Source organism: uncultured Gulosibacter sp., from assembly GCF_963509965.1.
In the GTDB taxonomy this organism is placed as follows: domain Bacteria; phylum Actinomycetota; class Actinomycetes; order Actinomycetales; family Microbacteriaceae; genus Gulosibacter.
In genome coordinates this window covers 169,100-196,087 of sequence record NZ_CAUPDE010000001.1, presented here as the reverse complement: position 1 = coordinate 196,087, position 26,988 = coordinate 169,100, and the positions used below count along the sequence as shown (strand labels likewise).

Annotated in this window: 24 protein-coding genes and 1 tRNA gene; 8 read left to right on the top strand and 17 right to left on the bottom strand. The window is 60.6% G+C overall.

Annotated elements, in window-relative coordinates; all coding sequences use genetic code 11:
* Positions 1–39 precede the first annotated feature (39 nt).
* Positions 40–2,604: an alpha-glucan family phosphorylase gene (gene glgP, locus RQ865_RS00920; RefSeq protein WP_311476682.1), complete on the top strand. Its 2,565-nt coding sequence runs from the start codon at positions 40–42 to the stop codon at positions 2,602–2,604.
* 254 nt (positions 2,605–2,858) lie between these two features.
* Complete coding sequence (locus RQ865_RS00915) at positions 2,859–3,362, top strand: DUF3145 domain-containing protein (protein WP_311476681.1); 504 nt, start codon at positions 2,859–2,861, stop codon at positions 3,360–3,362.
* Positions 3,363–3,507: 145 nt separating this feature from the next.
* On the opposite strand, the gene RQ865_RS00910 is transcribed toward RQ865_RS00915, so the two are convergent.
* The 6 genes from RQ865_RS00910 to aceE form a co-directional block, all read right to left on the bottom strand.
* Positions 3,508–4,755: a beta-ketoacyl-[acyl-carrier-protein] synthase family protein gene (locus tag RQ865_RS00910; protein WP_311476679.1), complete on the bottom strand. Its 1,248-nt coding sequence runs from the start codon at positions 4,753–4,755 to the stop codon at positions 3,508–3,510.
* A 139-nt stretch (positions 4,756–4,894) separates the two neighbouring features.
* A complete protein-coding gene (locus tag RQ865_RS00905) occupies positions 4,895–5,146 on the bottom strand; it encodes an acyl carrier protein (RefSeq protein ID WP_311476677.1) in 252 nt (83 codons plus the stop codon).
* A 117-nt stretch (positions 5,147–5,263) separates the two neighbouring features.
* Complete coding sequence (locus RQ865_RS00900) at positions 5,264–6,268, bottom strand: beta-ketoacyl-ACP synthase III (RefSeq protein ID WP_311476675.1); 1,005 nt, start codon at positions 6,266–6,268, stop codon at positions 5,264–5,266.
* 29 nt (positions 6,269–6,297) lie between these two features.
* Positions 6,298–7,227, bottom strand: a complete 930-nt coding sequence (locus RQ865_RS00895; protein ID WP_311476673.1) for an ACP S-malonyltransferase — start codon at positions 7,225–7,227, stop codon at positions 6,298–6,300.
* A gap of 121 nt (positions 7,228–7,348) precedes the next feature.
* Entirely contained in the window at positions 7,349–8,566 is a 1,218-nt protein-coding gene (locus tag RQ865_RS00890; RefSeq protein WP_311476671.1) for a helix-turn-helix domain-containing protein, read from the bottom strand.
* A gap of 110 nt (positions 8,567–8,676) precedes the next feature.
* Positions 8,677–11,406, bottom strand: coding sequence for a pyruvate dehydrogenase (acetyl-transferring), homodimeric type (gene aceE, locus RQ865_RS00885; protein WP_311476669.1), 2,730 nt, complete (start codon positions 11,404–11,406; stop codon positions 8,677–8,679).
* A gap of 133 nt (positions 11,407–11,539) precedes the next feature.
* Between aceE and RQ865_RS00880 the strand changes: the two genes are divergently transcribed.
* A complete protein-coding gene (locus RQ865_RS00880; RefSeq protein ID WP_311476668.1) occupies positions 11,540–12,016 on the top strand; it encodes a redoxin domain-containing protein in 477 nt (158 codons plus the stop codon).
* A 41-nt stretch (positions 12,017–12,057) separates the two neighbouring features.
* Positions 12,058–12,525, top strand: a complete 468-nt coding sequence (locus RQ865_RS00875) for a hypothetical protein (protein ID WP_311476667.1) — start codon at positions 12,058–12,060, stop codon at positions 12,523–12,525.
* A 56-nt stretch (positions 12,526–12,581) separates the two neighbouring features.
* Here RQ865_RS00875 and RQ865_RS00870 read toward each other — a convergent pair whose 3' ends face one another.
* The 6 genes from RQ865_RS00870 to RQ865_RS00845 form a co-directional block, all read right to left on the bottom strand.
* Complete coding sequence (locus tag RQ865_RS00870; protein ID WP_311476666.1) at positions 12,582–12,932, bottom strand: hypothetical protein; 351 nt, start codon at positions 12,930–12,932, stop codon at positions 12,582–12,584.
* Positions 12,933–13,026: 94 nt separating this feature from the next.
* Positions 13,027–13,102 (bottom strand) — tRNA-Val (locus RQ865_RS00865).
* Between the two features lie 197 nt (positions 13,103–13,299).
* Positions 13,300–14,922, bottom strand: a complete 1,623-nt coding sequence (locus RQ865_RS00860; RefSeq protein ID WP_311476664.1) for a cytochrome bc complex cytochrome b subunit — start codon at positions 14,920–14,922, stop codon at positions 13,300–13,302.
* Positions 14,906–15,997, bottom strand: a complete 1,092-nt coding sequence (locus RQ865_RS00855) for a Rieske 2Fe-2S domain-containing protein (RefSeq protein WP_311476662.1) — start codon at positions 15,995–15,997, stop codon at positions 14,906–14,908. The genes RQ865_RS00860 and RQ865_RS00855 overlap by 17 nt, the downstream gene beginning before the upstream one ends.
* Positions 15,998–16,058: 61 nt before the next feature.
* Positions 16,059–16,886 (bottom strand): cytochrome c, encoded by an 828-nt coding sequence (locus tag RQ865_RS00850; protein ID WP_311476661.1) that lies wholly within the window; start codon positions 16,884–16,886, stop codon positions 16,059–16,061.
* Between the two features lie 18 nt (positions 16,887–16,904).
* Entirely contained in the window at positions 16,905–17,528 is a 624-nt protein-coding gene (locus tag RQ865_RS00845; protein WP_311476660.1) for a heme-copper oxidase subunit III, read from the bottom strand.
* Positions 17,529–17,653: 125 nt separating this feature from the next.
* Here RQ865_RS00845 and trpD point away from each other — a divergent pair, with 125 nt between their 5' ends.
* The 4 genes from trpD to RQ865_RS00825 all read left to right on the top strand — a co-directional run bounded on the left by trpD (position 17,654) and on the right by RQ865_RS00825 (position 20,627).
* Positions 17,654–18,724 carry an anthranilate phosphoribosyltransferase gene (gene trpD / locus RQ865_RS00840; RefSeq protein WP_311476658.1) on the top strand — a complete coding sequence of 357 codons (1,071 nt, stop codon included), beginning with the start codon at positions 17,654–17,656 and terminating at the stop codon, positions 18,722–18,724.
* On the top strand, positions 18,721–19,227 hold the full coding sequence (locus RQ865_RS00835; RefSeq protein ID WP_311476656.1) for a hypothetical protein: 507 nt from the start codon (positions 18,721–18,723) through the stop codon (positions 19,225–19,227). Before trpD ends, RQ865_RS00835 begins: the two co-directional genes overlap by 4 nt.
* Positions 19,228–19,306: 79 nt before the next feature.
* Entirely contained in the window at positions 19,307–19,576 is a 270-nt protein-coding gene (locus tag RQ865_RS00830; RefSeq protein WP_311476655.1) for a GlsB/YeaQ/YmgE family stress response membrane protein, read from the top strand.
* A gap of 190 nt (positions 19,577–19,766) precedes the next feature.
* Positions 19,767–20,627: a 3-hydroxyacyl-CoA dehydrogenase family protein gene (locus RQ865_RS00825; protein WP_311476653.1), complete on the top strand. Its 861-nt coding sequence runs from the start codon at positions 19,767–19,769 to the stop codon at positions 20,625–20,627.
* 61 nt (positions 20,628–20,688) lie between these two features.
* Here RQ865_RS00825 and RQ865_RS00820 read toward each other — a convergent pair whose 3' ends face one another.
* The 5 genes from RQ865_RS00820 to RQ865_RS00800 all read right to left on the bottom strand — a co-directional run bounded on the left by RQ865_RS00820 (position 20,689) and on the right by RQ865_RS00800 (position 26,899).
* A complete protein-coding gene (locus RQ865_RS00820; RefSeq protein WP_311476651.1) occupies positions 20,689–21,924 on the bottom strand; it encodes an HAD-IA family hydrolase in 1,236 nt (411 codons plus the stop codon).
* 41 nt (positions 21,925–21,965) lie between these two features.
* A complete protein-coding gene (locus RQ865_RS00815; protein ID WP_311476649.1) occupies positions 21,966–22,481 on the bottom strand; it encodes an SRPBCC domain-containing protein in 516 nt (171 codons plus the stop codon).
* 92 nt (positions 22,482–22,573) lie between these two features.
* Positions 22,574–23,596 (bottom strand): S1C family serine protease, encoded by a 1,023-nt coding sequence (locus RQ865_RS00810; RefSeq protein WP_399521786.1) that lies wholly within the window; start codon positions 23,594–23,596, stop codon positions 22,574–22,576.
* A gap of 988 nt (positions 23,597–24,584) precedes the next feature.
* On the bottom strand, positions 24,585–25,616 hold the full coding sequence (locus RQ865_RS00805) for a phosphotransferase (RefSeq protein WP_311476647.1): 1,032 nt from the start codon (positions 25,614–25,616) through the stop codon (positions 24,585–24,587).
* Entirely contained in the window at positions 25,613–26,899 is a 1,287-nt protein-coding gene (locus RQ865_RS00800) for an aminotransferase class III-fold pyridoxal phosphate-dependent enzyme (protein ID WP_311476646.1), read from the bottom strand. The genes RQ865_RS00805 and RQ865_RS00800 overlap by 4 nt, the downstream gene beginning before the upstream one ends.
* Between the last annotated feature and the right edge of the window lie 89 nt (positions 26,900–26,988).

The window sequence follows — 26,988 nt, the reverse complement described above, 5'->3', positions numbered from 1 at the left end:
GCCCACCCGCCGTTTACTTGATTAGCTACCCTGACAGGTGTGAAGGCATTCAATTCTCTTGACGTCCAGAGCGTGCTTCCCGAAGCGCTCAAACCCCTCGAAACTATCGCCATGAATCTCCGGTGGACCTGGCGGCCACAGTCGGAACGACTGTTCCGTTCAATCGACGACCACCTGTGGCGTGAGACCGGGCACAACCCCATCCAGCTGCTGCAGCGGTTGCCCGCGTCGCGGCTTCGCGAACTTTCCACCGACGCCGATTTCCTGCACCGCATGGAGCAAGAGCTCGAAGAGCTCGAAAGCTACCTCGAACAAGACCGCTGGTACGCCAAGCAGACCCGCGGCACCGAAGACGCCAACACCACCGTCGCCTACTTTTCGATGGAGTTCGGTATCGCCCAGTCGCTACCGATCTACTCGGGCGGTCTCGGAGTGCTCTCGGGCGACCACATGAAATCAGCCTCCGACCTGGGCGCCCCGGTCATCGGTATCGGCCTGCTTTACACCTACGGCTACTTCTCACAGACTCTCTCGCGTGAGGGGTGGCAGCAAGAGAACTACACCACCCACCCCACCGAGGGCCTCGCAGTAGCACCCGTGCTCGACGAGCGGGGCAAGCAGCTGCACGTGGGCATTCAGTTCCCCGAAAATCGCATGGTCGACGTAGCCGTGTGGAAGGTCGTGGTTGGTAATGCAACACTGCTGCTGCTCGATACCAACATCGACACCAACCCCGAAGACTTCCGATCAATCACCGACCGTCTCTACGGCGGCGATGTTGAGCACCGCATCAAACAAGAGCTCGTGCTCGGTGTTGGCGGTGTGCGTGCCGTGCAGCGCTTCTGTGAACTCTCGGGTCAGCCGCATCCCGACGTGTACCACATGAACGAGGGCCACGCAGGTTTTCTCGGCGTGGAGCGGATCGGGCAGATCATGGTGCAGGGCGAATCGTTCGAAACCGCCCTGGCAGCGGTGCGTGCCTCGACAATCTTCACCACTCACACACCCGTCCCGGCCGGTATCGACCGCTTCGATCTGCATCTCGTGCAGCGATACCTGCAGGGTAATGATCATGGCACCAGTGAACTGGTGGCCGGGGGAGTGCCGGTGCACCGTATCCTCGAACTCGGCGCGGATGAAGACCCTTCGCGTTTCAACATGGCGCATCTCGGTTTGCGCCTGGTGCAGTACGCCAATGGCGTGGCTAAGCTGCACGGCGCGGTTTCGCGCAGCATGTTCCGCAACCTCTACCCGAACTTCGACATTGACGAGGTGCCGATCACCTCGATCACCAACGGCGTACACTCGCAAACCTGGACCCGTGGCTCAATGAAGTCGGTGGTTGCTGCCATGAGCGGTGGCCGCGAACTTGCCACTGCAAACCACTGGCACGAAGCCGACGCTGTCGGTGACCAAGAGCTGTGGCGCATCCGTAACGAGTTGCGTGCCGACTTGGTTACCCGAGCTCGTCGCCTGGTGCGCCAGTCGTGGCTCGCTCGAGGTGCTGAAGAGGCCGAGCTTGGCTGGACGCGTTCGATGCTCGACCCCAACGCGCTCACCATCGGTTTTGCCCGCCGCGTGTCGACCTATAAGCGTTTGACGCTGATGCTGCAGAACCCCGAGCGTCTACGTCGCATTCTCACCAACGCCGACCGTCCCGTGCAGTTCATCATCGCCGGTAAGGCGCACCCCGCCGATATGGGTGGTAAGCAGCTGCTCCAGGAACTTATCCGCTTTGCCGATGAGGCCGGTGTGCGTGATCGTTTCGTATTCCTGCCCGACTACGACGTGACCATGGCCAAGTTCCTGGTTGCCGGTAGCGATATTTGGCTGAATAACCCCATCCGCCCGCAGGAAGCATCGGGCACCTCGGGGATGAAGGCCGTTATGAACGGCTGCCTCACGCTGTCGACCTCCGACGGCTGGTGGGATGAGCTGCGTGATGACCGCTACGGTTGGACCATTCCCGATGTGCCCACCGATGACCAGCGTCAGCGCGACCTGCTCGAATCAGAAGCGCTCTACGACCTCATCGAGTTTGAGATCGCGCCCATGTTCTTTGATCGCGACGCGACCGGCCTGCCGAAGGAATGGGTCAGCCGCGTTCGCACCTCAATGTCGGAAGTCGGTCCGCAGGTGACCGCAGAGCGGATGGTGCGCGACTACTGCACCGAGCTGTATATACCCGCCGGGCGTTCATCGCGTGCCGTTCGCGACCTTTCGGCCCCGCGGCAATTTGCTGAATGGCAGCAGCGGGTGCGTGAGGCCTGGCCGAAGGTGGTGGTGCGGGATGTGCGCAACGAGACTGAGCAACCGATCACCGGTGGCAACGTGCAGCTGAGCGCTCACGTCGAGCTGGGTGAGCTGCAGGAACAGGACGTTCGTGTCGAGGTGCTGATTGGCGAGGTAGACGAGTCTGGTGACCTCGACAAACCGCAGGCACTGCCGATGACCCGCGATGAGGAGGGCGAACCGGGACGCTGGGTCGCGCAGGTACCGTTTGATGTGCCTGGCAAGTTCGGTTTCACTGTGCGCGCTGTTCCGCAGCACACGCTGTTGCGCTCGCCTGCTGAAATGGGGCTCGTGCAGTTCCCGCGCTCATAACGCAAGCACACCGATAGGTGGCCGGATGCATCCAGCAGCGGGGGCATCCGGCCACTTTTCGCTATCGCCTGGCAACACGCCGAGCGAATGGATTACAGCCTTGTCATTCGGGGGTAGCGTCAGGCATAATTCCGGTGACAGCAGAAACGTTCCGGCGTGAGCGTGTCGACAACTTCATACAGGTGCTGATCGAATTCTTGCAGTCACGGAATGGTCGTAGGGGAAGACGTACCAACCGTGAAACTGGAGGAAACATGACTGCACCGAACACTCGCGGTGTGCTCTACGTGCACTCCGCGCCGCGCGCGCTGTGCCAGCACGTTGAATGGGGGCTCGGCCGCGCCACCGGTGTGCCCACCACCATGCCGTGGATCGCACAACCGGTAATCAGCGGCACCCTGCGTGCCGAATACGCCTGGGAAGGGCCGGTGGGTACCGGCGCCAAGATTGCTTCTGAGCTGCGCGGCTGGGAACATCTGCGCTTTGAGGTGACCGAAGAACCCAGCGATGGCGTCGATGGTGGCCGCTGGATGCACACACCCGGGCTCGGAATCTTCTTTGTTCAAACCGATGCTGCTGGCAATGTTGTGGTGCCTGAAGAACGCATCCGATACGCGCTGGAGGTAGCCGGTGGTAACGCTACCGAACTGCATCGCGAACTGCGGCTAGCGATGGGGCAGGCCTGGGACGAAGAGCTCGAGCCGTTCCGGATCGCCGGTGACGACAGCCCGGTGGTGTGGATGCATCGGGTTAGTTAGCCGAATGACGCTGCGTCGGCACAAAGTGCCGCGCCTGCGTACTTGATAACGAGTGGTCGAGACGCACCGCAGTCAAAAGCTCGGTGGCTCCCGCCGAATACGGTGGGAGCCACTGCTGTGCACGAGAGCATGCGGAAGATTGCTGCTAGACCTTGCGCAGTGCAAGCACGGCGTTATGTCCGCCAAATCCGAACGAGGTCGATATCGCCAACGAACCGCTCTCGACAGTCACCTCGCGCGGGCTCGTAACGACGTCGAGACCGATCTCAGGGTCTTGGTTGTCGAGGTTGATGGTGGGCGGCAGCAGGCTCTCCGAGAGCGCCTTGGCGGTGAAGAGGGCCTCAATCGCGCCGGCCCCACCGAGCAGGTGCCCGGTGGCAGCCTTGGTTGCCGAAACCGGTACCTCATCAACGCGGGCACCGAGCACGCGTTTGAACGCGTTGTATTCGGCAATATCTCCAACAGGCGTTGAGGTGGCGTGGGCATTAATGTGTGCCACATCCTCGGGGCCTGCACCCGCCTGCCGCAGCGCCTGTTGAATCGCCCGTGAAGCGCCCAGGCCCTCGGGCTCGGGTGCGGTGATGTGGTAAGCATCTGCAGTAATGCCGCCGCCGGCAACCTCAGCGTAGATCTTCGCGCCGCGCGCTCGGGCATGCTCCTCGGTTTCGAGGATGAGCGCCGCAGCCCCCTCCCCGAGCACGAACCCATCACGATCGATGTCGTAGGGTCGCGAGGCAGCCTCGGGTTGGTCGTTGCGTTTCGACAGCGCCTGCATGGCGGCAAACGCGGCGACCGGTAGCGGGTGGATTGCCGCTTCGGAACCGCCAGCGATGACAACATCGGCCAGCCCCTGCTGCAGGTGGTCATAAGCCTGAATAATCGACTCGGTGCTTGACGCACAGGCCGAAACCGCGGTGCGAATACCGGCGCGAGCGTTGAGGTGCATACCAATGGCGGCCCCGGCAGCATTGGGCATGAGCATGGGCACGGTCAGCGGCATTACGCGCCGAGCGCCGCGCTCACGCAGTGTGTCCCAGGCATCGAGCAGTGACCACACGCCGCCGATACCGGTCGCCCAATCGACGAGCAGGCGCTCCGGCTCGACTGCGTCGTCGCTGAGTCCGGCATCGGCGAATGCTTCGCGGCCGGCAATGAGCGCATACTGACTCGAGGGATCGAGACGGCGGGCAATCACCCGTTCGAGGTGTTCGGCAGGGTCGTGGGCGACGGTGGCAGCGAAAGTTACGGGAAGCTCAATTGATTCGAATACGCCCCTGGGTTGGATAGTGCGCGCACCGGAGCCGCCACGAAGCAGTGCCTCCCAGCTATCAGCTGCAGTGGCGCCAAGCGGCGAGAACGCACCGAGGCCGGTGATGACGATCTTCTTACTCATTCGTTGCTTTCATTCACTCAACGATGCCGCAGCTGCGCAGCATCGAATGGAAGCCGGACTTTTGGAAACGAGCGCTTGCCCGCCGGTGCTGGATGTGGTCGACCGAGTCCGTGGCGATCAACCACATCCGAGCAGAAAACTACTTCGACTGCGCAGCGGCGATGAAGTCGACAGCGTCCTGGACGGTCTTGAGGTTCTCGACCTCAGCATCGGGGATCTTCACGTCGAACTTCTCTTCAGCGTTCACAACGATGGTCATCATCGAAATCGAGTCGATGTCGAGGTCGTCAGTGAACGACTTTTCAGCGGTCACAGTGTCGGCTGCAATACCGGTCTCTTCGTTAACGAGCTCGGCGAGGCCAGCGAGGATCTCTTCGTTCGAGAAGGCCATGGGGTTCTCCTTACTTGATGGAATTGTGGCCGTGCCAGTCTATTCGCGACGCGGCCGGGACAGGGGTTCGTTGAGCAATTTAAGCTGTTGCCCGGGTGCGATGCCAGCTGTGGTGCGTCATGGAAGACGTACCACTTGTGCAGCATAGGCAAGGCCGGCACCGAAACCAATCTGCAGCGCGAGTCCTCCAGAAAGTTCCGGATGCTCTTGCAGCAGCGCGTGTGTAGCCAGGGGGATGGATGCGGCTGAGGTATTGCCGGTGGTGGCGATATCGCGGGCAATCACGACGCTCTCGGGCACCTCGAGCTGCTTGGCAAACTCGTCAATGATGCGCATATTGGCCTGGTGTGGAATAAACGCGGCAAGATCCGACGATGAGATGCCCGCGGCATCCAGTGCCTGGCGGGCAACATTGGCCATCTCCCAAACGGCCCAGCGGAAAACTGTGCGGCCATCCTGGCGCAAATAGGGCCATTCAGCCTCACCGCGCCGGTAGGCCATCAACTCGCCGCTCATCGCCACGGCATCCCATTTGCTGCCGTCTGATCCAAGCACCGACTTCGAGATGCCGGGTGAATCTGCGGGGCCAACCACGGCAGCGCCGGCACCATCACCAAGCAGGAACGAGATGGAGCGGTCAGTCGGTTCGATGATGTCACTGAGCTTCTCAGAGCCCACCACGAGCACATAGTCGGCCACTCCCGAGCGAATCAGCGCATCAGCCTGCGCAATGCCGTAGCAATAGCCGGCGCAACCGGCCGAAATATCGTAGGCGGCGGCATCCCCGGCACCCACCTCGGCACAAATTCGCGTGGCTGCAGCGGGGGTCTGCATCACATTGGTGATTGTTGCGACAATCACCGCGCCGATCTGGTCGGGGTCGATACCGGTCCGGTCAATTGCTTCGCGAGCGGCGATCACGCCCATGTCGATAACGTTCTTACCGCCGCGTTCACGGGAGCGGGTGATGATGCCGGTGCGCTGTTGAATCCACTCGTCGCTCGAGTCAATCGGCCCGGCAAGCTCGTGGTTGTCGACGGCGGTATCGCCGCGGTAGGCGCCGATACCGAGAATCTGGGTGTAGGGGTGACCAACGGCCTGTTTCAGGGTTGGTGCGCTCATTCGGAACGATCCTTTCGTAAAGCTGTCGATCACTCGGCGGCGGAGTCGAGCAGTGCTGCAACTGCGTCGAGGTCGCCCGGTGAAGCCAATGCGACCGTGGGGGTGCCGCGCATACCGCGTTTGGCAAGTCCCACGAGTGTGCCGCTGGGTGGCGCTTCAACAAGGCCGGTGACCCCGAGCCCGCTGAGGGTATTCATGCACCGATCCCACCGCACCGGCTGGTTCACCTGGTCGACCAGTAGCTGGCGGAAGCGGGTACCAGAGTTGACGCGCGTGCCATCAAAATTGGTGAGTAGCGCACGTTGCGGGTCGCTAGCGGCGAACTGTTCGATCTCGGTAGCGAGTGTTTCGTGAGCACGATTCATATAGTGCGTGTGGAAAGCGCCAGCAACTTTGAGCGGGATCACGCGGCTTCCCGCGGGTGGCTCGGCTTGCACAGCGGCGAGTGCCTCGGGAGATCCGGCGGCAACGATTTGGCCGCCGCCGTTGAAGTTTGCGGCTGCGGCACCGTGCCGCTCAAGCTGGGCGACAATCTGATCGGGTTCACCGCCAAGTACTGCCGCCATACCAGTGGGCGTGCTTGCCGCATCCGCTGCCATCAGCTCAGCCCGGCGAGCAACGAACCGCACGGCAGTTGCCGCATCGAACACGCCGGCAGCGTAGGCAGCCGAGATTTCACCAACTGAGTGTCCCGCAACCACGACCCCGTTGAGTCGATCGGTAAAACGAGCGGTCAGGGCATCCCACACCAGGATGCCGGCAGCGACGATGAGCGGCTGGGCGATCGCCGTGTCGCGGAGAGTTTCCGCATCAGATTCGGTGCCGTGCTTGATGAGGTCGATGTCTATCGCGTCGCTGACGACCTCGAGAGTTTCGCGGTGTTGCGGTTCATCAAGCCAGGGTTCGAGGAAGCCCGGCTTCTGGGAACCCTGGCCGGGGAATGTCACGGCAATGGTCATAGTGACTATTTTTCCAGGAATCTGGGCAATTGCTTGGTGGTTTGGTTCAAGAATCTCGCAGAAACTTCGTGGGTGGCTACAAAATCGCGGTCGTGACCGCCCAGTGGCTGGCGGCAGCGGCCTATCGCTCTCCTCGCGGATGGCGGGCAACCGGCCGGTGGGTTTCGGCAGTGCCCGAATCGGCGATCTGCCCGAGGATGAGGGCGCACTGCATCACTAGCGCCTCGCGGGCACCAGTGGCATCCCAGCCGATGAGATCAGTGATGCGCTTAAGCCGGTAGCGCACAGTATTCGGATGCACGAATAGCTCACGTGCGGTTGCTTCAAGTGAGCGGCCATTGTCGAGATAACACCACAGCGTCAGCAATAGATCTGATTGATGATCGGCCAACGGCCGATAGAGGTTCTGCACCAGGGTCTGGCGTGCGAGCGAGTCACCGGCCAGCGCCCGCTCGGGCAGAAGATCGTCGGCGAGCATCGGTCGCTCGCTGCGGCGATAGGCCTCTACAATCGAAAACCCTGCCAGTGCGGCACGGGCGCTGCGCGAGGCCTGCACTACCGAGGGAACTTCGGGCCCGAGCACGAGCCGCCCCTCACCGAAGCCCGGTTCGAGCGCCTGGGCGATCTGCAAAAACGGTACCGGTTCAGTTTCCATCTCGCTGGTTGGTTGAGATCTACCCATCACCACCACGAGTCGGCTTCCCTGCACGCCCACCAGTAGATCTGCCTGGTTATGGCGGGCTGTGCGCCGCAGTTGATCCACCTCAATCTGGCGCGGCGTGGTGCCGACTAGCACGGCGACTTCGCCATGTCCGTGCCAGCCGAGAGCGGCGACGCGGCTCGGCAGTTCGCTATCGTGCTCGCCAGTGAGGATTGAATCGACCACCAGCGCTTCCAGCCGCGCATCCCACAGACCACGAGCTTCGGCAGCGCGGGCGTACACGTCGGCGGCAGCGAATGCGACATCACGTGAGTAGCGCAACACACCCTCGCGGATTGATTGTGGCGCATTCAGAGTTCGCTCTTCAAAAACATCCACCACCACGTGGATTAGCTGTAGGGTCTGCTGCAGGCTGACCGATCGCAGTAGCTCACGCGGCGCTGAGTCGAACACATCACGGGCAACCCAGGTGGCGGTGCCGGGATTTTCAAACCACTGCACGAACGAGGCAATCCCCGATTGTGCCACTAGGCCCACTGCCGAGCGGCGCCCCGGGGGCATTTCGAGAAACCACGGCAATTGCTGCTCCATACGCTTGTGCACCGTCGTGCTGAGGTCGCCGGTGATGCTGCGTAGCCAGGTGATGGCAGCTTGTTTTTCTTGAGTGAGTTCAGTCATGTGCCGAGCCGGTGGTGGGGAAGTGGTCAGCATCCCCACCACCGGCGAGATCGTCAATCGATGATCAACCAGCTGCGCTCTCGAACCAGGAGCTCGCAGACAGTGCGCTACTAAGCGTCGCCACCGGCAGTGCCCGACTGGCCAGCAGCGGGATTGTGCAGGTCGTAGCGATCAATCGCCTGCTGCACGAGCGAGGGGTCAACCTCGCCGCGTCGAGCAAGCTCGGCAAGCACACGCACGACGATCGAGTGCGAATCGATCTTGTAGTAGCGGCGTGCCGCGGGACGCGTATCGGAAATACCGAAGCCATCGGCACCGAGTGTGACATAGTCGCCCGGGATGAACGGACGAATCATATCTGGGAGCGAGTGGTTGTAGTCACTCACACCCAAGAACACACCGTTCGAGTTCGAGAGCTTATCGGTGAGGTAGGGAACACGCCGGGGTTCGTTGGGGTGAGTCCAGTTGTACTCCTCGGCAGCCAGGCCGTCGCGTCGCAGCTCGCTCCAGCTGGTGACCGACCAAACGTGTGCGCGCACACCCCAGTCATCGCTCAGTAACTGCTGAGCGTGCAGCGCCCACGGCACCGCAACACCAGAGGCCATAAGCTGGGCTTCGGGGCCATCGCCGCGCAGCGGCGTGTTGAGGTAGTAGATCCCCTTCAACAGACCTTCAACGTCAAGGTTTTCAGGTTCGGCCGGCTGCAGCATCGGCTCGTTGTACATGGTGATGTAGTACATGACGTTCGGGTCGGGGTGCTGGCCGCCATACATGCGCTCGATACCGTCGCGCATAATGTGCCCGATCTCGTACACGTAGGCCGGGTCGTAGCTAACCACTGCCGGGTTGGTGTACGCGAGTAGGTGTGAGTGGCCGTCCATATGCTGCAGGCCTTCGCCGGTGAGCGTAGTGCGACCGGCAGTGGCACCGATGATGAAGCCACGGGTCAACTGGTCGGCTGCCGCCCAGAACACATCGCCGGTGCGCTGGAAACCGAACATTGAGTAGAACATGTAGATCGGGATCGTGATCTCACCGTGCGACGAGTATGACGTGCCCGAAGCGATCATCGCCGAGGTGGCACCATCCTCGTTAATGCCCACGTGCATAAGCTGGCCCTGCGGCGACTCGCGATACGCAAGCAGCAGTTCGCGGTCGACCGCGATGTAGTGCTGTCCTCGCGGGTTGTAGATCTTCGCCGTGGGGAAGAACGAGTCAAGACCAAAGGTGCGGGCTTCATCCGGGATGATCGGCACGATTCGGCGTCCAAACTCACCGGAACGCATGAGGTCTTTGAGTAGGCGCACGAAGCCCATCGTGCTGGCGATCTCCTGGTGTCCCGAGCCCTTCTTGGTGATCGCATAGGTGCTGTCGTCGGGCAGGTCGATCTGGGTGTACTTTGAGCGGCGCTCGGGAATGGGGCCACCCAGGGCGCGCCTGCGCTCAATCATGTACTCGAGCGCGGGATCGTTGTCGTCGGGTCGGTAGAACGGCACATCGTAGATGTCGCGCTCGAGCTCGGCATCGGAAATCGGAATCTGCATACCATCGCGGAACCGCTTGAGGTCATCGATGGTGAGCTTCTTCATCTGGTGCGTGGCGTTGCGCCCCTCGAAGTGGGTGCCCAGTCCGTAGCCCTTAATGGTGTGGGCAAGGATGACCGTGGGCTGTCCCTTGTGCTCGAGTGCTGCCTTGTAGGCGGCGTACATCTTGCGGTAATCATGGCCACCGCGCTTGAGACCCCACACCTGGTCGTCGGTGTAGTTCTCGACGAGTTTGAGGGCGAGCGGATCACGAGCGAAGAAGTTATCGCGAACGAACTTGCCCGACTCGGCCTTGTAAGTCTGGAAGTCACCGTCAGGAGTGACGTTCATGAGCCGGCGCAGGGCTCCGTGCTCGTCACGGGCAAGCAGATCATCCCATTCACGACCCCAGATCACCTTGATCACGTTCCAACCGGCTCCGCGGAAGAACGATTCGAGCTCCTGAATGATCTTGCCGTTACCGCGAACAGGGCCGTCGAGGCGCTGCAGGTTGCAGTTGATGACAAAGGTGAGGTTGTCGAGCTCATTGTTTGCGGCGAATTGCAGCTGGCCGCGCGACTCGGGTTCGTCGAGCTCGCCGTCACCGAGGAACGCCCACACATGCGAACCCGAAACATCTTTGATGCCGCGATTGGTGAGGTATTTGTTGAAGTTCGCCTGCCAGATGGCATTCATCGGGCCGATACCCATCGACACGGTGGGGAATTGCCAAAAGTCTTCCATTAGGCGCGGGTGCGGATAGGAGGGAAGCCCGTTGGGGAACTTAGAAGCCTCCTGCCGGAATCCGTTGAGCTGCTCGGACGTCAACCGCCCCTCAAGGAATGCTCGCGCGTAGTTACCGGGGGATGCGTGACCCTGGAAATACACCTGGTCGGGGCCATCCGGGTGGTCGTAGCCCTTGAAGAAGTGGTTGAGACCCACCTCGTACAGTGTCGCCTGTGAGGCATACGACGAAATGTGGCCCCCCACGGCGATGCCCGGATCCTGGGAGTTTTGGACGGTGAGCGCGGCATTCCATCGAATCCAGCGGCGGTAGGTGCGTTCGAGCTGTTCATCACCGGGGAAGTCGGGTTCATCACCGGGAGCGATGGTGTTGACGTAATCGGTAACCGGGACCATCGGGACGCCCAATAGGCGTTCGCGGGAGCGCTCGAGCAGTGCGAGCATGATGTCGCGGCCGCGCTGGTGACCACGCTCGTCGATGAGCGCGTCGAGCGACTCTTTCCACTCGGCCGTTTCTTGCGGATCGGTATCGACAAAATCTTCCGAGTAGGGATCCTGCGTGTGTACAGCCACTGGTGACCTCTTTCATGAAGCGGAGTCAGAGTTGACGGGGTCTCTCGCTGTTGTGAGAGTATGCGGCTGCAAGCTTAGCCACATTCAACAAACAGACCCTGCATTTTTCGTTGTAAAGGTGGGCGCAACCAAGATGGAGTTGATTGAGTCAACCGGTGTCGTTTCGCCATTACTGGTGCGCACGCACCGCGGCGATACGGTCAATCTTTTCGAACCGGGGAAGCCGTCTGTGCTGGTGTTTGTTCCGGCTGCCTTCACTCCCGTATGTGGTTCCGAAGTGCGTGAGCTCGCTGAACTTCATGAGTTCGCTCAGCGACTCGGTGTGCGGTTGCTCGTTATCAGTTGTGATACCGCGGCCACACTGCGAGCCTGGCTCGGGCAGATAGACCCCGCAGGTGAGCTTATCGGGCTGAGTGACCACTGGCCGCACGGGCTTGTTGCTCGGCGTTTTGCCGCGTTTGACGAGGTTGCGGGCACGGCCCTACGTCGCAGTTTCGCGATCACCGCAGCTGGTGCGGTCAAACAGGTGGCGGCTAGCGCGGCCGGCGTATCGAGGTCACGCCATGACCACGAACGGGGGGTGCGCATAGCCGCAGATGCCGCGAACTAAACTGGCTCTACTGTCAGGATCGACTCAGCGAAAGGATCGTGATGCATCGCAACCGTGTTGCCGCAGTGGTTATCGCTGTTATGGCGCTGGGCGCACTTACCGGTTGCGGTAGGGAAGTGTCCGGAGCCGATCCGACCGTGAAAAATCACGAGGTGACTGAGGCGGCGGTCGCTGCGGGTCGGGTCAGCGTGAACGGTACGAGTCACCAACCACGCAGCGGCTGGTCGGTGCGGTGCAAGCTGAGCATGGACGAGCCGTGGTTGATCGCGTCGCCGGTTAACTCGAAAGAACAGTATCCGAGTTTGACTGCCGGTCACGGGAAGGCTGGTGATCGGTGGTTGCTGCTACTGACCGAGGAAGGCAATTCGTGGGCGGGTTCGGAGGCCGAGGGTTTGGAGTTTCGGTTTGATGAGACCGGATTGCGCGTTAGTGGCGAGGTGCGCTCTGGCACTGACTACTCGGTGAGAACCACGATCGACATCGATCTTCCCTGCGGGAAAACCAGTTAACCCACACGACGGTCGCGCCGGTGACCACGCACTGCGGGTGCAGCCATCGAATCAGCCTAAAATCCACCCGTTGCGAACACAAAAAATATACTCCCTGCCACCCCGACAACTATCATCGTCAACAGGATTAGCACGACAAAGCAGCCGATTGAACCGCAGCCCAGGCAGGTTTCGTTCCCGCCCGACGGAGGTTGAATGTGGTAGGGGTTCATCGGCTGGTTGGTGGGATTGCCGGGCCCATACTGCGGAGGGTAACCGGTGCCCGGAGCACCTTGATACTGCCAGTGGCCACCAGGCTGCTGCCACTGCGCGTCTGAATATTGCGCAATCGGCTGCTGGTACTGATACCGATCGGTGTCTGCACCAGAGGTAAGGCGTTCGGCATCCGGCATAGGGGTGGAACTCATAGCGCCTCCAGGTGGCGACCGTTGGTTGAGATAGCGGGTGTGTTCAGCGGGCCAGAAGATCCCCTCGACAAGCCGAGCAGGCCCTGAAAAGAAGTGGTGGATCCGGCCGGGCTCGAACCGACGACATCCACGGTGTAAACGTGGCGCTCTACCAACTGAGCTACAGATCCGCTGTCGGAAACAATACCGCACCCCCGAACAAAAGTGCGAATTGACGATGACATCCACCGGGCGTCTGAACAAAGCCGGAGATCGAACCAAGTAGTTCATTTACACCGTCTCAGGCTAGGCACTGATTGGTCGAACCGGATACGACTGCGGGCGAGATACCCGAAAGTATCCCGCCCGCCATCAGGTGTGATTCAAGCTACTGCTCAATCTCACCGTGGTGTGCAGCGCGTGCCGCCTCGATCTCAGCCGCCGTTGGCGCTTCAACACGGTCGCTGTAGAACCAACGCGAGAGGGTGGCGCGAAGCTTCTGTCCGGCACGCACCTTTCCGGTCTTCGGGTCGGGCTGCGCGATGATCGGCGCATACGACTCATACGAGACAAGCTGCCACTGGTCGTGCGGTTCAAGAGGCACCTCGACCTCTTGGAACTCACCATGGGGGAGACGGATCACTCGACCCGACTCAATACCGTGGAGCGCCAATGAACGGTCACGACGCTGCAGAGCGAGGCACCAGCGTTTGGTCACGATGAACACGATCACCGAGCCAACGATGAGCCAAAACTGCAGGAAGTGAATCACGTGCTCCATCGCCATGTGGAAGTGGGTGGCGATGAGGTCTGACGAAGCAGCAGCCCACATCGTGGCATAGAAGTTCACCCAGGCAGCACCGAGAGCAGTGCGAGTGGGAGCATTACGCGGACGGTCGAGCAGGTGGTGCTCACGCTTGTCGCCGGTGATGAACGACTCCATGAACGGGTACACAAACAGACCGATCACGAAGATACCCATCAGCAGGAACGGCACGAGTATCGCAAGGCTCAGCGTGTAGTTACCCAGTGGCACCTCCCAACCCGGCGGGATCAGACGCAGCGCACCGTCACCGAACCCGATATACCAGTCAGGCTGGGTGCCGGCCGACACCGGTGAGGGGTCGTAGGGGCCATAGTTCCAAATCGGGTTGATCTGGAAGAACGTGGCGATCAGGTAGATGAAGCCGATCACGATAAACAGGAAGCCGGTTGCCTTTGCGGCGAACACAGGCAGCACGGGGTTACCGACCACATTCTTTTCAGTGTGACCAGCACCGGGCCACTGGGTGTGCTTGTGCACGACCATCAACAGCAGGTGCATGGCTAGGAACGCGATGAGTGCCGCCGGGAGAATCATGATGTGCAGTGAGTACAGCCGGCCAACGATCATGTCGCCTGGGAACTCGCCGCCAAACAGCCAGAATGACATCCAGGTGCCGATACCGGGGATCGCCTTGATCATGCCGTCGACGATGCGCAGACCGTTACCCGAGAGCAGGTCGTCGGGGAGCGAGTAACCACTGAAACCCTCGAGCATGGCGATGATCCATAGCACCAGACCGATGAGCCAGTTGAGCTCACGCGGCTTACGGAAAGCTCCGGTGAAGAACACGCGGGCCATGTGCATCATGGTGGAAGCGACGAATAGCAGTGCAGCCCAGTGGTGCACCTGGCGCATCAGCAGACCACCGCGTACGTCGAACGAAATGTCGAGGGTGGAGGCCATGGCTGCCGACATGCCCATGCCCTTGAGCGGCACATACTGGCCGTCGTAGACCATGTGTGTCATTGACGGGTCGAAGAAGAAGGTGAGGAAGGTACCCGAAATAAGGATGGCGATGAAGCTATAGAGCGCCACCTCACCGAGCATGAACGACCAGTGGTCAGGGAAGATCTTGCGACCAAATTCCTTAACGGCACCCGAGATACTGGTGCGTTCATCAATCCAGTTTGACGCCTTTGCCAGCCGGGAGCCCTCGGCCACGGGCGAACTATACGTTGTAGTCATTACGACGCTCCCAGAAAGTCGGTCCAACAGGTTCGTGGAAGTCGCTGGTGGCGATGAGGTAACCCTCGTCGTCGACCGCGATGGGCAGCTGCGGCAGCGGACGGCCGGCAGGGCCGAAGATCACCTTGCAGTGCTCGGTCACATCGAATTGCGACTGGTGGCAGGGGCACAGCAGGTGATGCGTCTGCTGCTCGTACAGTGCCACCGGGCAACCCACGTGGGTGCAGACCTTCGAGTAGGCGACGATGCCCTTGAATGACCAGTCTTTGCGAGCTGGGTCGATCTTCAGGCGCTCTTCAGGCAGACGCATCAACAGCACAACTGCCTTGGCCTTTTCGTTCAAGAAGTTCGGGTCGTGGTTTTCCTCGAGCTCGATGAGCGTTTCGGGGATCACGTGGAATGCCGAACCGATGGTGATGTCTGCCCATTTGATCGGTGTGCCGGAGGGGTCACGAACCAGGCGCACACCCTCGCCCCAGAGTGTCTGGTGGAGCAGTTTCACCGGCTTCTCGTTGTTGGCGTTGTAGAAGTCACGCAGCATCACGATGCCAGGCAGCGGCAGTGCCACCAGTGCACCGATGAGCGAGTTGCGCAGCATCTTGCGGCGCGAGAAACCCGACTCTTCGTCGGCCTGCGCGAAGATTTCGCTCACGCGCTGGCGAGTGGCGGGATTGGCACCAATGGGGTGCCGTGCCTCGGCCATCTCATTGTCTTTCATGAGGTACTTCGCCCAGGCAACGGTGCCGATACCGAGCGTCAGCAGGCTGAGTGCGATGCCGAGCCCAAGGAAGAAGTTGTTACCGCGAACCGAGGTGATGTCGTTCCGGTCGATCGGCCACGCGAAGTAGGCAACCGTTGCAAAGAGCGCTGAAGCGAGTGATACCCAGAACAGGATGGTGATTACCCGCTCAGCGGTCTTTTCTTTCTTGGGGTGCGTGTCGGTTACCCGCTCGTGGTGGTCGGGCAGTCCGGGGTTCGTGAACTCGCTATCCGGCAGGATTGCGGCCCCCGAACTCACCGACCGGTCCGACGAATGGGCGGTGCGAAGCTCCCCGCCGTGTTCGTCTTGAGCCATGAGGAATTCCCTTTCTAGAAGGAGGTGCAGCAGAAATCAGAAGTTATTGGATTCGCGGTGCCTAATTGGGGCGCGAGGTGAGCCAGATGGCAGCAGCGGTGGCGCTACCGATACCGAAGATCCAGATGAACAGACCCTCAGCAACCGGGCCGATACCGCCGAGGTTGTAGCCACCGACCGCTGAGGTGTTGTCGGTCATCCAGCGGATCGAGGCGATAATGTCGCGCTTGTCCTCAGGGGTGAGGTTGGCATCGTTAAACACCGGCATGTTCTGAGGGCCGGTAACCATGGCTTCATAGAGGTGTACCGGATCAACGGTCTGTAGCTCGGGAGCAAACTTACCTTCGGTGAGCGCACCACCGGCAGCACCAACGTTGTGGCACATGGCGCAGTTGATGCGGAAGAGTTCGGCACCGTGAGCGATGTCGGCCTCCGATTCGGTTAGCCACTTTCGGCTGGGAATGTCGGGGCCGGGAGCGAGCGATGCGACGTAGGCAGCCATTTGATGGGTCTGCACCTCATCGAACTGCGGGTCTTTTTTGGGTGCCTGGGGGCCGTGCATCTGCATCGGCATCCGGCCGGTACCCACCTGGAAGTCGACGGCCGCCGCGCCAACACCGATCAGGCTCGGGCCGTTCTCGGTGCCAACTGCGTTCACACCGTGGCAGGTGGCACAGTTGGCGTTGAACAGTGCTTCACCGGCTGCAATGGTCTGGGCGCTGTCGAGGGGGACAGCGGTGTCGCCCTCAGCAGCGGTGACGGTGTCTACGGCCGCGTATGCGCTACCGGCGACCAGGAGTCCGATGCCGAGCAGCGCTGCGGATGCGAGCGGGGTGCGGCGGCTGCGCTTGCGTGACTTCTTCGCAGCCTTCTTAGTGACGAGTGACATGTGGAGCTCTCCTGGCGACTAAGAGATGAACGGAAGGATGTAGATGACGAAGAACAGCCCGACCCACACAACATCAACGAAGTGCCAGTAGTACGAGACTGCAATTGCCATCGAGGCTTCGCGTTTGCCCATCCGGCGCACGGCATACATGCGCACGATGGTGAGTAGGAACGCGAATAGACCGCCGATCACGTGGAGACCGTGGAAGCCGGTGGTCATGTAGAAGGCGCTGGTGAACGGGTTGAGGTTGAATACGTAGCCTTCGCTGACGAGTGTGGCGTACTCAAACACCTGACCACCAACGAAGATTGAGCCGAGCAGCACGGTGATGTAGAACCACTCGATCACCCCGAGACGTCCATTCTCGCGCAGACGCTGCCCACGTTCGGCGGCAGCAACGCCGAACTGACAGGTCACCGAGCTGGAGACCAGGATGAGCGTGTTGACCGTCGAGAACGGAATGTTCATCACGTCGTGGCCGGCCGCAAACTGCTCGGGCGCCATTGCGCGGAGCGTGAAGTAAATCGCGAACAGGCCCGCGAAGAACATAACTTCCGAGCCAAGCCAGACGATCGTGCCGATCGCGAGGGTGTTTGGACGATGGACGCGCGGAGCGCCGGAGATGGTTGTTGCTGAAGTCACCTGTCCATTATGACCGATTTCTCAGTTTGGCCAAGTTCGCACACGGCGCGCGGACGAATAGTGCGGCGTGTTTCTCGGCGAACCATGACACTGAGCCGTTCGCAACGGCGCGTACACTGATGCGCATGACGCAACTTCAGACTTGGCCAGAAATGATCGAGGCGCTACTGCGCGGTGAGGACCTGTCGGTTGCCCAGGCCACCTGGGCGATGGAACAGATCATGACCGGTGAGGTGTCACAAGCCTCGCTGGCCGGCTGGTTGATTGCGTTGCGTGCGAAAGGCGAGACCGTAGAAGAGGTCGTCGGCTTTCGCGACGCTGTGCTGGCTAACGCGGCCCCGATCGAAATTACTCCCTGGGCTGTCGACATTGTCGGCACCGGTGGTGACATGGTCGGAACCGTCAACGTCTCGACTATGGCCTCGATGGTGATCGCCGGTTCCGGCGTACCGGTGATTAAACATGGCGGTGGCGCCGCATCAGCGAAGTCGGGCGCGACCGATGTACTCACGGCACTCGGGGCTCGTCACGGTAATAACTCCGATGAACTCACTCGAGTGTTCGACGAAACTGGGATGACCTTCCTGGCGGCACCGCTGTTTCATCCCGGCTTCCGTCACGTGGCTCCGGTGCGCAAGCAGCTCGGGGTTTCGACCATCTTTAACTATCTGGGCCCGCTCACAAACCCGTCGCGAGCTGAGGCCAGCGCGGTTGGATGCGCCAAGCGGGAGGGTATTCCGCTGGTTGTCGGCGTGTTTCGTAACCGGGGTGCGGCAGCACTGGTGTTTCGCGGAGATGATGGCTTGGATGAGTTGACGGTCACCGGTTACTCGCGTATCTGGGAGGTGTGCCGCGGCGATGTTTCAGAGCATGATATCCATCCGCGCGATGTCGGTCTTGGCACCTACCGAATGCAGGAACTTATCGGCGGCACGCCAGAAGACAACGCGCAAATCTTCCGCGAGACACTCGCTGGAAATGTTACGGGTGCTGTGCTCGACATTGTCTTGCTCAATGCAGCTGCAGGCATGGTGGCCTACGATCTGGCCCGCAACCCCGACAGCGTGGAAGATCCTATCCGTGACCGCCTGATTGCAAAAATTGCGGTGGCTCGCGAAACGATCGAGTCGGGGCGCGCGCTTGCACAGCTCGAACGCTTCGTGAGCGCCACTCAGAACTACAGCGGGCGCGAGTGAGACTCTTTCATCGCCACAAACGTCAAAATGACGTTTTCCGGATCCGAGCCTATGAGGTGCGCGGTGAACCTGGCGAGCTGATGCAGCCTATTTTCTGGGTGACGTTCACCGCCTGGCTGTTGTCGTTCTTCCTGTTTTACTTCGCCACCGGAATGCTTGATTTCCAATTGCATCGGATTGGTTTCATCCCGGTTCTATTCGGGTGGGTGGTGATGTCGTTTGCGATAGCTGCCGGGTACACCCTTGGCTACCGAATCATGCTCGCGCTCACTGGCGGCAGCAGAATGTTCGGTGAGCGTGAGGTCACTAGGCTGAGCATTGGGGATGCGTTTGCCAGCGCCTGTGGCGGGCTGGTGATTAGTGCCCTACCAGCTGTTACCGTATCGGAGCTCTTTCTCTTCTTTACTTGGGTGATGGTGGTTGGAGTGTGCTTCACATTTTCGCAATTGCAGCCGCGCTATGTTGCCCGCTGGCGTGAAATTGCGGCCCTGCGTGGGCATTGAGCAGTGGCTATCAGCTTCATTTCGCGATTGTCGGCGATAATGGTTGGCCCTACTGCCGCAGACACGAAAGGTATTGCACATGTTCGAGTTGGGATTCATCTCTTGGATCATTGTTGGTGTAGTCGTCGGGCTAATTGCCTCTGCAATCATGAAGCAGCGCTACCCGTGGTGGCTCACACTCGTGCTGGGTGTATTGGGTGCCGCCCTCGGCGGCTTCCTCGCCGGGTTACTGCTACCGGGTGACGCAAATTGGGGATTTTGGAACCCCTTCATGTGGATCTTCGCGACGCTTGGTGCGGTCATCGTGATGGCCATTGTGGGGGCTGCCGGTAAGCGACAAAAGCGTTGAACTGAGCGTTCCGGTTTACACTCTCGGCGGGCGCGCGTATCCGGAGTGACCGCACTCGCCGAGGTGCACGACAGCCACGACCCGCGGCCGGCGGCGCATGCCCTTTCCTCGACAGGCGTGCGGCACTGACGACACCACGAGCGCCGGGAAAACCCGACGAAGCAAATCCAAACGCACAGGAACGGTGACCATGTCAGATCTGACCAGGATTCCCGAACACGTTGGCGTTATCGGCGGCGGCCGCATGGGTGCTGGAATCGCCCACGCATTCCTCATGGCAGGTTGTCGCGTCACGGTAATCGAGCGTGAACCCATTGCACTGCAGGCGGCACGTGAGCGTATCGAACGTTTGGCAGCGAGGTCGATTGAACTTGGCGCTGCCGACGTAAACCTCGATGAGGTAACGCGGCGACTGCAGGTGGTGCTCGACTATAACCAGCTGCGTGACTGCCGACTCACCGTTGAAGCCGTGTTCGAAGACTTTGACGTGAAGCTCGAGGCACTCGCCACTGCCGAAGCAGTAGTCGATGAGCGGGCGGTTCTGGCATCGAACACTTCATCGCTGTCACTCACCGATTTAGCTGAGCACCTCAAGCGCCCCGAACGCTTTCTCGGGCTTCGCTTTTTTAATCCGGTGTCGGCCTCGAATCTCATCGAGGTGGTGATCGCGCCGAAAACCGATTCGGAGCTTGTCGAAGCTGCCCCAAAGTGGGTCGAACAACTCGCGAAAGCTCCGGTAGTGGTGAACGATTCGCCGGGGTTCATCTCGTCGCGTCTTGAAGTCGCCATCGCGCTCGAGGCGATCCGAATGGTTGAAGAGGGCGTTGCCTGCGCGGAGCATATCGATGCTGCCATGGAGCTTGGTTGCCGGCACCCGCTGGGTCCGCTCAAGAGCACCGACATCATTGGACTGGATGTGCGCCTCGGTATTGCCGAGTATCTGTCGGATCAGCTGGGGGAGCGGTTCGCGCCGCCGCGGTTACTGCGCGAGATGGTCGAACGCGGTGAACTCGGACGCAAAAGCGGCAAAGGGTTCTATGACTGGAGCTAGCGCGTTCGATCAGGGGAGGGCTGCGTGCCCGGGGATTCTGACAGTTCTTTCGTGAAGCTGTCTACATCTGTGCTGGCTGGTCGAGTCTGGCGGCCGGAACCTGGCGCAGAATACGCGCTGGATTTCCGGCCACGATCACGTTTTCAGGCAGTGGCCGCGTCACCACCGATCCGGCGCCGACGATGGTGCGTGCACCGATCGTGACGCCGCCCAGGACGGTTACATTACCGCCGATCCACACATCGTCGCCGATTGTGATGGGTGCGGCCGACTCAATCCCGGTGGCTCGTTGAGCTGCATCGAGTGGGTGCGTCGGGGTCAGCAGTTGCACGCCCGGGCCGAATTGCACTCGGTTACCGATGGTGATCGAGGCGACATCAAGAAAAATGCCACCAAAGTTGACAAAGCAGTCGTCGCCAAACCGAATATTTGTGCCGTAGTCACATTGGAACGGTGGCTGCAGAGCAACCTCGCCGCTACGCCCGAGCAACTTTGTGAGCAGTTCTGCGCGCAACGCAACGTCCTCCGGTGGTGGGCTGTTCAACTGTTGGCACAGTGTACGGGCCCGCATCCGATCAGCCGCAAGTGTCGGCTCATCCGCGCGGTACGGCTGTCCGGCAATCATGCGGGCGTGTGCTGAGTTGAGGGGAATCAGCTCGATAGCGTCGGTTAGCGCGTGGATGCGGTTTACCGGTTGGTTGGTTCCGCTCGCTGCGACATCAGGGACGCGGTCACCGGGATGCGCAAGCAGCACAGCTGTGCAGCCTGCGGCCTGCGCAGCCATAATGTCGATGATGCGGTCACCGACCGCGAGCGTCTCAGACGGGGCAAGTCCGAAGCGTGCGAGCGCCGCAAGGAACATCGCCGGGTTGGGTTTGCGCGCAAATCCATCGGACACCGTGATCATGCCGTCGATGACCAGATCGGTTCCGGCCAGGAGCGTGCTGGCACTTTCGCGGTCGCGGTGGGTGACGACGATGTTTTTGCCGCCTGCTGCCTGCACGCGCTGAATGAGTTCTTGCGCAGCTGGCATCACCGGGGGAGTGGTGCCGTGTTGCCACGATGCTTTTAGTGCACGGTAAGCATCTTCGAGTGTCGAGCGCGCGATATCGTATTCAGCCGCGAGCGAGGCAATGGTTTCAGCAATTGAACTCGCGCGCATCCGAAGCATGAGTGTCTGCTGGTCGGGTGCGGCACCGACAGCTTTCTGGATGACTGCCCTGAGGGCATTCGCCACACTCGGATAGGTATCAATGAGTGTGCCACCCATATCCCAGATGATGTGCCGCAAGGCCATGGTGTTGTGCTACCTTCACTCGCCGTCAAAGCGACAGCGGATTAGACGAGCGTTGTCTCGTCGATGCCGGGCACCGAAGCGCCGGTGGGGAACCCCTCGTCGACATAGCGGTGGTAGATGGTGCGCCAGTCAAGCTCGGGGGAGTCGACCCCGTGCAGCCGCTCGAGTTTCGACACTGCCGCATGCCAGCTTGCAGCATTGCGCGCAGCCTCGTTCTCATTGGCGAGGCGTTCAACCATCGCGAAAGTCGTTTCTTTGCCGTCGCTATTTAGCGTCAAGGTGACATGACTGTGTTCACCAAATGTGAACGCGAACTCTTCCGGGTCGCGCAGATTCGTGATCTCACCGGTAAAGTTTGCGGGCGCGTCGATGCTCGTGTCGGTAAAGGTGATACTCGAACCGATTTCAGGCGTGAACTCCATCCGAAACGGGAACCACGTAGCAAGCCCCTTCGGAGTGAGTGCCTGTGCCCACAGCTTGCCGGCCGGAATGGGGAACTGGGCCGAAAGGCGAACTGCGGGTGAGCCGTCTCGAACAGTTAACTGGGCGTGGGTCATGTGGTTGACACTAGTTGACGAGTCTGATGCACAGTCGACCATAAGGTGACATTTTCGTAGCGATATGTGTTAATTCACTTTTTAGCGATGGTCTACAGATCGGGGGCAGCGCCGAGCGTGACGTCGAGATCGATCTGTTTACCATCACGCACTACCTGCATGGTGACCTGTTGATCGACTTTCAGCGTGCGCACCGTGCCGACCAGATGTTGCGAACCGAGGATTTCCTGCCCGTCAAGCGTGACGATCACATCACCCACCTGCAAGCCAGCGTGCTCACTGGGGCCGTCCGCGACAAGCGATTTCACTTCGGCGCCGAGTCGTTGTTCACCGTCAAGGTTTACCGCACCGTCGATGGTGGCAGTTCCCAAAAAGGCGTGGGCTACCTCGCCGCTGTCGATGAGCTGACCCGCAATGTTCTCGGTGAGAGACACCGGTATTGCAAAGCCAATACCGATATTCCCACTCTGCTGCCCGGGGGCGGTAGCTTCAACACTGGCAATCGCAGAGTTGATACCGATCAGCCGGCCATTGCGATCAACGAGTGCCCCGCCCGAGTTGCCTGGGTTGAGCGCCGCGGAGGTCTGAATCGCGTTGGTGATTACCGGTTTAGTATTGGTGCCACCCGTGGCGATGGGCCGGTTGAGTGCCGAGACGATACCCGTGGTGACCGAGCCCGAGAGTCCAAGCGGATTACCGATTGCAGCCACGTCTTGCCCCACTGCAAGCGAGTCTGAGTCACCGCGTTCGATTGGGGTGATTCCATCCGGCACACGGTCAAGCTTGAGCACCGCGATATCGGTTGCGGCATCACCACCGACAATGCTGGCCGCATAGGTGTTGCTCCCCACAATCACCACCACGCCATGTGCTGCGGCGCCCTCAACCACGTGGTTGTTCGTGACAATATGGCCATGGTCGTCCCAAACGACACCTGAACCTTGACTGCCGCGAGAGTCGCCGTCAACCACCTGGATGGCGACCACTGACGGCGCTACTTGCTGCGCTACCGAGCTCCAGTCGCCCGGCGTGGTGGCCGGCGCAGCGTGCTGCACCGAAGTTTCGTGTTCGCCAATCAGGTGGCTGGTGATGAATGCTCCAACAGATCCCGCCACGAGAGCGGTTGCGGCGGCCGTTGCGACGATTGCTATCCACGCAGTGCGTGGCTGTGCCGGGCGCATGACAGCCCGAGTGGGGGTGTCGGACGATGACTTGCCTGGCAACGGCGGCAGCTGGGGTAGAGGGGAGATGGTAGGAATCGTATCGGCCGCTGTCGACGCCGGAGCCTGCGGAACCGATTTTTGGGGTACGGAATCATGCGGTGGTAGCGCGGGTAGCGCCCGGGGCTGAGCATTAAAAACGTCACTGGGAAGCGGCAGGGTTTCACACAGCTCAGTGCACGGCCGATCGAGCGCGGTCGTGTCGGCTTTCGAATCATCGTGCTCGAGGTTGAAGTTGTTCCGATTATCCACTCGTCTACCTTGTGATCTGGGCGCTGGAAACAAGCTGAAGCTCATCGAGATTTGGTGGTCGTCACTGCTAATGGCCAGCGCATGCTCCCACGATACTCAGCCGGATGGGTGAGAGTGCGGCCACTGGGCGAGTGGTGACACTTGCCTGCATCATGATTGCTGAAATGACATAATGTACATTATCGGCGTCTCATGCTGGTGGTCGGGTATGGTGTGACCTGTGAGATCGCTCTGCCTGCATGCTTACCGGTAACGCCAGTAGCTACCGGTAACGCCAGCAGCCTACGCGGTTGGGATGCGCTTTCTCGCGCAGGAATGCTCCTGTGTGATTGTTTGACAGCGGCCGACTCGCACTGCGGTGCAATTGCCGAATCGCTGGCGGCAGCTCGGTCAGCCCAGCGGCGTTGATGCTCGGTGCGCAATTTCATTAACCCTCACAGTCGACTGCGGGTTGCCACTGTTGCCCAGCTACAGTTCGAACAGTGATCACCCACGGCACAGCTTCTGCTGCGCGGTGAGTTTCGGTGCCGGTCATAATTAGAATGACATAATATAGCCAAATATTGAATATCGTCACGCATTCCCGCTGTCTGTGTAGCTCTTTCGCGAGCCACTCCGCGTGACGAGTCCGCTATGCCGCTTCTGTCTGCAGTAACCGCGCCAGCCGCTGCGTCGCCGCGGGAATCCCTTCTGCAAGCAGCAGCTCGAGCGTCGGCTTCGTGTGAAGTGAGCGCGTCTGCGCATACCCCTCTCCCCCAGCCGCGCCACGCGAAGCCCAGGTAAGCCAATTGATTGCCAGCCGCATCGCCGCCGATGGCACCAGCACCCGCAACTCATCGGCATCGAGTGAGCGGAACCCTCGATAGCCACGTACGACTTCAGCAAGTGCAACAACTGGGTCTGCCTGGCGGAGCATCCCGTATGCGGCAGCGACTATGAGATCTGCCACCTGAGCCGTGGGATACGAGTCATTGAAGTCAATCACGCCACATACCCGGCCGACTTCGAGGTTGACCATCAGGTTTTGATCGTGCAGATCCTGATGTACAACTCCCTGTGGCAGAGCAGAAAATACCGGTTTGATCAGGTCAAATGCATCGCGAATCACATCAAGTTCGGCGGCAAAATCGGCAGCCGGGCCGGTGATCAGCGGCCGAACCGAATCGTACGAGTCGAGAGCATCGGCAATGAGCCAGTGGTGCCGAGGCGGCATCACTTCGGGTGTCAGGCCATCGAATGCACCGGTCAGCTGCGCGCAAGTCGCCCCAATTGATGGCAGCAGTGTCGGTGAAACCCGCGGCACATCACTCAGCAGCGACCCATCGACCCAGCTGAGGATACGAATAATCGCGGTCTGACCGGTGGCTGTCGCAAACTTGAGGTGCCTGGTACCGGTATGGGTGGGCAAGATGCGCGGTACTGCGAAGTCGAGTTGCTGCTGTTCGACATGCGTGAGCAGCGTTTCCTGCCAGGCAACCGCTGCCGCGGCCGAGGCATCACTGATCTTCACCACCCAATAGGCCCCAGCGTCGTCGGTGATACGCAGATTGCGATCGTATTCGCCTTCGAGCCAGCGCGGCTGCCGCACAGTGAGCCGATACTCCCCCCACAGCAGCGGTACCAGCTCCTCGATGGTAAGCACTGGTGCCGGTACGCCACTCATGCGCGATCCCCCGAAAGCACGTGCAGTGCCCGGTCAACCGTAGCGAGAATCTCGTCAATCTCGTTCGACTGGATGCACAGTGGCGGGCGGATCTTCAGCACCTCGCCACTTCGGCCGGTGTGACTGAAGAGCACTCCCTGCCGCCGCAATTCATTGATGAGTGTTCGAACCTGCGCACTGGCAGTAGTCGGCCGATTACCAGCTGGATCAAGATCGACGCCAATCATCAAGCCGGCCCCGCGCACCGCCACCGGGATGCCATGATCAGCAAAGATGCGGCTCAGCCCCGAACGCAGCTGCTCGCCGAGCCCGGTGACACGGGCCGGTGCATCCATCGCTTCAAGCCGACGCAAAACAACACTCGCTGCAGCAATCGGTGCAGCCGTACCGGCAAAGGTGTTGAAATAGCGGAACTCACGCCCAAATTGCTCAAATAACTCGGCCGATCCCACAACCCCGGCCACCGGCAGACCGTTCGCCATGGGTTTTCCAAGCGTTACGAGGTCGGGCACAATACCGGCGTGTTCGAAGCCCCACCAACGTCCCGTGCGACAGAAACCCGCCTGCACCTCGTCTGCGATCACGAGTGCACCGCGCTGCTGCACGAGTGCAGCAGCCTCTGCGATGAACGCGGCCGGCGCGTAAATGCCGTCACTTGTCACCGCAGTATCGACGAGCAGCGCCGCAACCCCGTCTGCGCGGGCGACCAAAACATCCATCGCCTCGGCGACCGATTGCGCAAAGGCGTCAGCGCGCCGCTGAGGTGACGCCTGCGGGGGAATTGGCACCGCTACAACGCAGTCGGCGAGGCCCTCAACCCCGACGAGACTGGGAGACACCTCACGCACCGCCGTAGTGGTGCCGTGATAGGCATGCTCGGTGACAATGATGCCCCTTGCGCCAGTTGTGTGCCTGGCCAGTTGCAGGGCAAGATCATTCGCCTCACTACCAGAGCAGGTGAACGCCACGCGATTGAGACGCGGTGGAAAATGCTTGAGTAGCTCCTCGGAATACGCCACCACTGCCTCATCGGCATAGCGGGTGTGCGTGTTGGCGCGCAGCAGTTCGGCGTGCACCGCATCGGCAATTTCAGCATCGGAATGTCCGATACACGGCACATTGTTATAGGCATCCAGATATTCCGCACCGGTGGCGTCGGTGACGCGAACGCCATGAGCCTGTGCCACCGTGACGGGCTCATCGTAAAAGAGACGGTAAGTGCCGGCCAGCACGTGCTCGCGACGAGCGAGGACGCTGGCGGGTGCAGTGCGGTACTCGGGCATTGTTCGCGATTCCTCATTTTTCTGATCGGGACCAAGCCGTGGGCGGGTCGGTCAGCACGGAACTCCGATAGCGATAGTGTCGGCGGGGT

What these genes read in the sequence shown, in the direction of transcription:
- RQ865_RS00805 (WP_311476647.1), bottom strand. Translation starts at nt 25,616, where the DNA reads ATGAGTGGCGTACCGGCACCAGTGCTTACCATCGAGGAGCTGGTACCG.
- RQ865_RS00880 (WP_311476668.1), top strand. Translation starts at nt 11,540, where the DNA reads ATGGAGTTGATTGAGTCAACCGGTGTCGTTTCGCCATTACTGGTGCGC.
- RQ865_RS00820 (WP_311476651.1), bottom strand. Translation starts at nt 21,924, where the DNA reads ATGGCCTTGCGGCACATCATCTGGGATATGGGTGGCACACTCATTGAT.
- RQ865_RS00905 (WP_311476677.1), bottom strand. Translation starts at nt 5,146, where the DNA reads ATGGCCTTCTCGAACGAAGAGATCCTCGCTGGCCTCGCCGAGCTCGTT.
- RQ865_RS00815 (WP_311476649.1), bottom strand. Translation starts at nt 22,481, where the DNA reads ATGACCCACGCCCAGTTAACTGTTCGAGACGGCTCACCCGCAGTTCGC.
- RQ865_RS00890 (WP_311476671.1), bottom strand. Translation starts at nt 8,566, where the DNA reads ATGACTGAACTCACTCAAGAAAAACAAGCTGCCATCACCTGGCTACGC.
- RQ865_RS00850 (WP_311476661.1), bottom strand. Translation starts at nt 16,886, where the DNA reads ATGTCACTCGTCACTAAGAAGGCTGCGAAGAAGTCACGCAAGCGCAGC.
- trpD (WP_311476658.1), top strand. Translation starts at nt 17,654, where the DNA reads ATGACGCAACTTCAGACTTGGCCAGAAATGATCGAGGCGCTACTGCGC.
- RQ865_RS00855 (WP_311476662.1), bottom strand. Translation starts at nt 15,997, where the DNA reads ATGGCTCAAGACGAACACGGCGGGGAGCTTCGCACCGCCCATTCGTCG.
- RQ865_RS00825 (WP_311476653.1), top strand. Translation starts at nt 19,767, where the DNA reads ATGTCAGATCTGACCAGGATTCCCGAACACGTTGGCGTTATCGGCGGC.
- RQ865_RS00830 (WP_311476655.1), top strand. Translation starts at nt 19,307, where the DNA reads ATGTTCGAGTTGGGATTCATCTCTTGGATCATTGTTGGTGTAGTCGTC.
- RQ865_RS00895 (WP_311476673.1), bottom strand. Translation starts at nt 7,227, where the DNA reads ATGACCATTGCCGTGACATTCCCCGGCCAGGGTTCCCAGAAGCCGGGC.
- RQ865_RS00900 (WP_311476675.1), bottom strand. Translation starts at nt 6,268, where the DNA reads ATGAGCGCACCAACCCTGAAACAGGCCGTTGGTCACCCCTACACCCAG.
- RQ865_RS00860 (WP_311476664.1), bottom strand. Translation starts at nt 14,922, where the DNA reads ATGACTACAACGTATAGTTCGCCCGTGGCCGAGGGCTCCCGGCTGGCA.
- RQ865_RS00910 (WP_311476679.1), bottom strand. Translation starts at nt 4,755, where the DNA reads ATGAGTAAGAAGATCGTCATCACCGGCCTCGGTGCGTTCTCGCCGCTT.
- RQ865_RS00870 (WP_311476666.1), bottom strand. Translation starts at nt 12,932, where the DNA reads ATGAGTTCCACCCCTATGCCGGATGCCGAACGCCTTACCTCTGGTGCA.
- RQ865_RS00875 (WP_311476667.1), top strand. Translation starts at nt 12,058, where the DNA reads ATGCATCGCAACCGTGTTGCCGCAGTGGTTATCGCTGTTATGGCGCTG.
- RQ865_RS00915 (WP_311476681.1), top strand. Translation starts at nt 2,859, where the DNA reads ATGACTGCACCGAACACTCGCGGTGTGCTCTACGTGCACTCCGCGCCG.
- RQ865_RS00800 (WP_311476646.1), bottom strand. Translation starts at nt 26,899, where the DNA reads ATGCCCGAGTACCGCACTGCACCCGCCAGCGTCCTCGCTCGTCGCGAG.